This window comes from Cupriavidus sp. FW305-27 (assembly GCF_058787995.1).
The window spans coordinates 21,165-27,586 of sequence record NZ_JBYTAG010000085.1 but is presented as its reverse complement, the minus strand read 5'-3'; the positions used below and the strand labels follow the sequence as shown (position 1 = coordinate 27,586).

The following is a 6,422-nucleotide window of genomic DNA, read 5'->3' as shown; positions in this document are numbered from 1 at the left end:
CGCCTGAACATGGCCGACCTGATCGGTGCAGTGCACATCTTCTTTATCGTTGTACTGGCCACGTTTCCGGTCGCACTGCCGTTCGTACTGCTGGACGATGTCAAACTGGCGCTACTGATCTCGCGCGGGCTGACCCTGGCCATGCTGTTCGCCGCCGGGTGGGCGCTGGGCCACTATGCCGGCTTTGGCGGCTGGGTCACTGGCGCAGCCATGACTGCGCTGGGCGTGGTCATGACCATCGCCATTATCGCGCTGGGCGGCTGAGATGCGAGGCGCGATCCTGCTGCTTGCCGCCGCCCTTGGCGCGGGCACGGTCCAGGCACAGGAGCCGCCCCAGCCCGCGCCGGATGCCGCCGGGCAGGCGGCCGGCTCGCCCTGGACCTTCTCGGCAACAGGCTACTGGAACATGCCGCGCCAGAGCGGCGACTACCTCTCCGGCATCTTCATCGCCGAAAGGAAGCAGCTTCACCTCGAGGCAAGAAGCAACTACGAGGCAGTCCACTCGCAGTCAGCCTTCATCGGCTGGACCTTCTCGGGCGGCGAAACCATCCAGTTCAAGGCGACCCCCATCGTTGGCTTCGTGGGAGGCTCCACCCACGGCCTGATCGGCGGAATCGAGGCCAGCGTCGCAGTGAGCAAGTTCGACTACTACATCGAAGCCGAATACCTGGATGCGCGCGGCGAAGAGCCGGGCTATCTCTACGCCTGGAGCGAACTTGGCTTCCGCCCGGTCGAATGGCTGAGGCTGGGCCTGGTCGCGCAACGTACCCGGATCTACGGGGGAGGCCGCGAACTCCAGCGAGGCGGCTTTTTCCAGGTCACGGTGCGCAGGTTCACGGCGGGCTTCTACTGGTTCAACCCGGGCTCGACGGACCAGGTCGCGATCCTTTCGCTGGGCGTGAGCTTCTAGGCCCCAGCCACGTCGCGACGCAACCTTTCCGTTGCCGGCGACAAGGCTTATCTCATATCCGCCCACTCACTCGCCGGCTACCTTGACTGCTCCGACCTGCACCGGAGCACGACTTGCCGTCCCCCTGCCTCCCCACCGCGACCGAAACAGAACTCGCCCTGCCCTGGACCGGCCGCAACCCGGTCAGTGCCGGCTGGTTCGAGATGCGCCCGGCGCGCGTGCCGCGTGATGCGCTGCCAGTCTATGACGAAGACATGGATTGCATCATCGGCTACCACCGCAGCTTTGCCTCGGTGGCTTCCACCTATGACCTGACGGGCCATGTCGTGGCGCTGGATGCATGCGTGGATGAAGCTGGCGCGGGGCGCGCACCGCTGCTGGTTGCCGGCACGCTGTGGCAGCCGCGTGTGCGCGGCATGACGCGCAGCGGCGCCGAGGGCGAAGGACTGGCGGCGCCCGCGGCGACGCTGGCGCGGCTGCGCGGGCACTTCATCGCACTGGCTCGGCAACCACTGCATTTCACGCTGGCCGCGCTGGCGGACATGCAGGAGCCGGAGCGGTTCGTGCCGCTGCATATCCTGCGGCTGGCGATGCGCTGCGGCACGCGCCTCGCTGCAGCAGCGGAAATGGCACGCTTTGTCGCGCCGATCACGAGGCGGGGCGTGCCGACCGCACTGGAATTGACGCTGCGCCCGCGCGACCATACCGTGCTGCGCGTGCGCACCTGGCCTGTCGCTGGTTAGCCGTGCCAGGCCCCTGCGTCCGCGACGACCGTGGCGAAGCGGTCGTTCAACGCGGCCAGCGTGCTGCGGTGGAGATCGGCCGCAGGTACGGCGGGGCCGCCCAGCGGGTCAGGCAGGTCGCGCGTGGCGCAGGCCGCGGCCACGACGGTGCTGCGATAGCCGTGGTCGAGCGCCGAGCGCACCGTGGCGCTTACGCACATATGCGTCTGGAAGCCGGCCACGATCAGCTCCTTGCGGCCGAGCCTGGCCAGTTCGTCGGCCAGGGTGGTGCCGGCGAAGCTGTTGGGCAAGCCCTTGGTGACGGTAATCTCACCGGCCTGCGGCCCCACCCCTTCAATGAAGGCGGCATACGGCCCGGTCGGATCGAACGCCATGCTGCCCGGCCGGCCGTGGTGCGCGACATGGATTACCGGCGTGCCGTGGCGGCGCGCCAGCGCCAGCAATTGCGCGCAGGCAGCCACGGCCGCGGGCATGCCGGCCAGCGGCAGGCGGCCGTCGACGTATTCGCGTTGATGGTCGATCAGGATCAGGACGGCGGCTTCCCAGGCGGAAGGGGTGCGGCTGGCGCCGGCCAGGTCGAGCAGCGTAGTCGGTGTAGTCATTGGCGTTTGGGCTGGAAAGGAATCAGGAACGGGCAATCAGGAACCGCGAGACGGGCCCGCCACATCGCGGGCCATCCCGCATGCTACTGCCAAGACGGAATCGGTGCATGAGTGCGCGTGGCGATCTCGCCACCGGCCAGGCCCTTCCCTGTAGCGCGGCCGGCACGTTGCGCTGGCACCCTGGCGCGCTGTTGCAAACAGTTGCGAATTTCATCTTGACATCTGCTAATCTTGATTTCACGTCCCGGACGGGATCTCGGGTCGGCAACACAATGCGCCGGGACGAGGATACGGGTCAGTGCGCACAAGAAATAAGTCAATCATGCAGCACTCTTTGAAGTACCGGATGGCGTTCGCCACGGCGGGTGTGGTGACGCTGATCATCGTGCTGCGCGCGCTCTACGCGCAGTACTACGCCTACGACGGCCTGAAGAACTTGCAGCAGACGCAGCAGGACACGCTGGTCAAGATGGTGGTCGAGCAGCTCGATGAAAAGCTGCAGGGCCGCGCCACCGTCCTGCGGCGCGTGGCAAGCCAGCTCTCCCCCATGCTTTCGGCAAAGCCGGCCGAACTGCGCCGGGCCGTGGAGGGCATGGTGGAAATGCCCGAGACTTTCAACGCCGTCTTCCTGGCCGCGCCCGACGGGCACCTGGTGTTCAGCACCGCCGTGCCGGATGGCGTGCGCCTGCGCGTGGACGACCGCGACTATTTCCGCGATATCCAGCAGGGCCAGGCGTTCGCGGTGTCGGACCTGATCCAGGGCAAGCAGACCAATGCCCCCGGCGTAGTGCTGGCAGTGCCGCTGCACGGGCCGGGTGGCGAGCTGCGCGGCGTGGTCGGGGGCGTCCTGAACCTCTCGGACAGCAACTTCCTGCGCGAGCTTGCGCACAGCCGCGTGGGCACTACCGGCAGCTTCTGCCTGGTTTCCGCCGGCACCAATCCCCGCTATGCAATGCACCCGGACGCTGCCCGCGTGCTGAGCCCCGCACGCGCGATCGGCGAAGCCTGCGGCGCCGATCACGCCCCCGCCTTCCTGGAAGTCCTGACGCCGACGCAGCCGATCGTGGCGCGCCATCTGCTGGCATCCAACGGCTGGGAGTTGGTGGCGGTCCTGCCGGCAGCCGAAGCCTACGCGCCGCTGCTCGCGGTGCGCCAACGGACCCTGGTCATCGGCGCCATCACCATGCTGCTTGCCGCCGCGATGATGTGGCTGGTCATGCGCCGCCTGCTTGAACCGCTGCAGCGGCTGCACCGCGCCGTGCGCCAGATCGGCACCAACCCGGCCGCGGTGGCGGACCTGCCCGTCGGCCGCGCCGACGAGATCGGCGAACTGGCCGCGACCTTCGCCGAGGTGGTGGCACAGCTGTCGGAGCGCGAAGCCGCGCTGAAAGCGGCCAAGGACCGCGCCGCCGAAAGCGAGAAGCGCATCGAGGCGATCGCCAACCATGTGCCGGACTTTGTCTCGTTCATCGACATGCAGCAGCGCTACGTCTTCGTCAACCAGGCCTATGCGCAGCGCTATGGCGTGCCGGCGCAGCAGATCGTGGGGCTGTCGCTGCGCGAACTGTGGGGCACGCAGGAATACCTGGCCTGCCAGCCGTACCTGGAGCAGGCCTGCGCCGGGCGCGCGGTGACGTTCACCCGTGAAAGCGCTGATGGCACCGAATGCATGGAGATCACCTGCCAGCCGGCCTGGAACGATGTGCAGGATACCGTCATCGGCCTGCACATGTTCGGGCGCAATGTCACCCATGAGCGCGAAAAACTGCGCAGCCTGGAAGCACAGACCATCTCCGACTACCTCACCGGCCTGCTCAACCGCAAGGGTTTCGACCGGCGCCTGGCCGAATGCATGGCCCGCGCCAGCGCCGACGGGCGCTCGCTGGCGCTGCTGCTGGTGGACCTGGACGACTTCAAGGGCGTCAACGACAGCTTTGGCCATCCGGTGGGCGACCAGTTGCTGGTCGCCTTTGCGCAGCGGCTGCGCGCCTGCGTGCGCAAGGGCGACGCGGTCGCGCGCATCGGCGGCGATGAGTTTGCGGTGATCCTGGACGGCGTTGCCGACCGCCAGGCCATGGCATCCATCGCCAACACCATCGTGCAGGCCGCGCGCATGCCCTTCGTGATCGATGGCCACACGCTGGCGGCCTCGGCCAGCGTCGGCTCGGCCATCCATGACGCGCGCCACACCATGACCGCGAGCGAGTTGTTCATGCACGCCGACATGGCGCTGTACGAGGCCAAGCGGCACGGCAAGGCGCGTTATGCGGTGCAGGCGGCGGCAGAGGCCCAATCGGAAACATCGGACTTGACCACGTAAGGCATTCAACCGTCGCCGGCAGCATCAACGCCTCGGCGCCTCAGCGCACCTTCCCCTCCTTCCACGCCTGCAGCAGCTTGTCGTAAGGAATGGTCTCGCCCTTCGGCTTTTCGTTGGCCAGCTTCTGCCACGGCGCATGGTCGTTCGACAGCCACTTGCCCGGGTCTCCCTTCGGGTTGAGCCTGGGCGCGCAGTTGCTCATGCCGGCGCGTTGCAGCCGCGCCATGACCTGGTCCATCTCTTCGGCCAGCGTGTCCATGGCGGCTTGCGGCGTCTTCTCGCCGGTCACCGCGGTGGCCACGTTCTTCCACCACAGCTGGGCCAGCTTCGGATAGTCGGGGACGTTGGTGCCGGTCGGCGTCCACGCCACGCGCGCGGGGCTGCGGTAGAACTCGATCAGCCCACCGTACTTGGCCGCGTTCCTGGTCAGGTAGTCGTGGTGGATGTCGCTGTCGCGGATAAAGGTCAGCCCGGTCAGCGACTTCTTCAGCGAGACCGTCTTGGATGTCACGAACTGCGCATACAGCCAGGCGCCCGCCAGCTTGTTGGGATCGGTGTTCTTGAAGAAGGTCCAGGAGCCCACGTCCTGGTAGCCGTTCTGCATGCCCTGCTTCCAGTACGGGCCGTACGGCGACGGCGCCATGCGCCACTTGGGCGAGCCGTCGGCGTTGACCACCGGCAGGCCCTTCCTGGTCATGTCCGCGGTGAAGGCGGTGTACCAGAAGATCTGCTGCGCCACCTGGCCTTGCGCGGGGACCGGGCCGGCCTCGGAGAAGGTCATGCCCATCGCCTGCGGCGGCGCGTACTTCTTCATCCAGTCGATGTACTTGGTCAGCGCATAGACCGCCGCCGGGCTGTTGGTGGCACCGCCGCGCGACACCGAGGCGCCGACCGGCGTGCACTTGTCCTCGGCCACGCGGATGCCCCACTCGTCCACCGGCATGCCGTTGGGAAGGCCCTTGTCGGCGGTGCCGGCCATCGACAGCCAGGCGTCGGTGAAGCGCCAGCCCAGCGACGGATCCTTCTTGCCGTAGTCCATGTGCCCGTAGACCTTCTTGCCGTCGAGCTCCTTCACGTCGTTGGTGAAGAAGTTGGCGATGTCCTCATAGGCTGACCAGTTGGTCGGCACACCCAGGTCGTAGCCGTACTTGGCCTTGAACTTGTCCTGCAGGTCCTTGCGCGCGAACCAGTCGGCGCGGAACCAGTACAGGTTGGCAAACTGCTGGTCGGGCAGCTGGTACAGCTTGCCGTCCGGCGCGGTGGTGAACTTGGTGCCGATAAAGTCCTTCACATCCAGCCCGGGGTTGGTCCACTCCTTGCCGGCGCCGTTCATATAGTCGGTCAGCGGCAAGATCGAGCCGTAGCGGTAGTGCGTGCCGATCAGGTCCGAGTCAGAGATCCAGCCGTCGTAGATCGACTTGCCGGACTGCATCGAGGTCTGCAGCTTCTCGACCACATCGCCTTCCTGGATCAGGTCGTGCTTGACCTTGATGCCGGTGATCTCCTCGAACGCCTTGGCCAGCGTCTTGGACTCGTACTCGTGCGTGGTAATGGTTTCGGACACGACGCTGATCTGCGTGACCCCCCTGGCCTTGAGCTTGGCGGCGGCGTCGATGAACCACTTCATTTCGGCCTGCTGCTTGTCCTTGGCCAGCGACGAGGGCTGGAACTCATTGTCGATCCACTTCTTGGCCTCAGCCTCGCCCGCCGAGGCGGACCCACAAGCCAGCGCAGCCGCGCAGGCAAGGGCTGACATCCCCAACTTCACGTGCACATTCATCAGTGTCTCCTCAAGATTTCCCCTCCCCGGCTGTGGTCGTGGTGGCGGCCCCGGGGCAGGGATAAGC

5 protein-coding genes and 1 pseudogene are annotated in these 6,422 nt (G+C 66.7%); 4 read left to right on the top strand and 2 right to left on the bottom strand.

The features are described from left to right. The 3 genes and pseudogenes from AC3WRI_RS29495 to AC3WRI_RS29485 form a co-directional block, all read left to right on the top strand. A pseudogene (locus AC3WRI_RS29495) lies at positions 1 to 264 on the top strand (hypothetical protein); the annotation flags it as partial. Position 265: 1 nt separating this feature from the next. After that, entirely contained in the window at positions 266 to 910 is a 645-nt protein-coding gene (locus AC3WRI_RS29490) for a hypothetical protein (protein ID WP_010814337.1), read from the top strand. A gap of 113 nt (positions 911 to 1,023) precedes the next feature. Next, positions 1,024 to 1,653, top strand: a complete 630-nt coding sequence (locus AC3WRI_RS29485; protein ID WP_439670778.1) for a hypothetical protein — start codon at positions 1,024 to 1,026, stop codon at positions 1,651 to 1,653. Here AC3WRI_RS29485 and AC3WRI_RS29480 read toward each other — a convergent pair. Further along, positions 1,650 to 2,255 (bottom strand): cysteine hydrolase family protein, encoded by a 606-nt coding sequence (locus AC3WRI_RS29480; protein ID WP_010814339.1) that lies wholly within the window; start codon positions 2,253 to 2,255, stop codon positions 1,650 to 1,652. The genes AC3WRI_RS29485 and AC3WRI_RS29480 overlap by 4 nt on opposite strands. 322 nt (positions 2,256 to 2,577) lie before the next feature. Between AC3WRI_RS29480 and AC3WRI_RS29475 the strand changes: the two genes are divergently transcribed. Next, positions 2,578 to 4,575, top strand: a complete 1,998-nt coding sequence (locus tag AC3WRI_RS29475; RefSeq protein ID WP_492294617.1) for a sensor domain-containing diguanylate cyclase — start codon at positions 2,578 to 2,580, stop codon at positions 4,573 to 4,575. A 40-nt stretch (positions 4,576 to 4,615) separates the two neighbouring features. Here AC3WRI_RS29475 and AC3WRI_RS29470 read toward each other — a convergent pair whose 3' ends face one another. Next, on the bottom strand, positions 4,616 to 6,343 hold the full coding sequence (locus tag AC3WRI_RS29470; RefSeq protein ID WP_041687812.1) for an ABC transporter substrate-binding protein: 1,728 nt from the start codon (positions 6,341 to 6,343) through the stop codon (positions 4,616 to 4,618). Between the last annotated feature and the right edge of the window lie 79 nt (positions 6,344 to 6,422).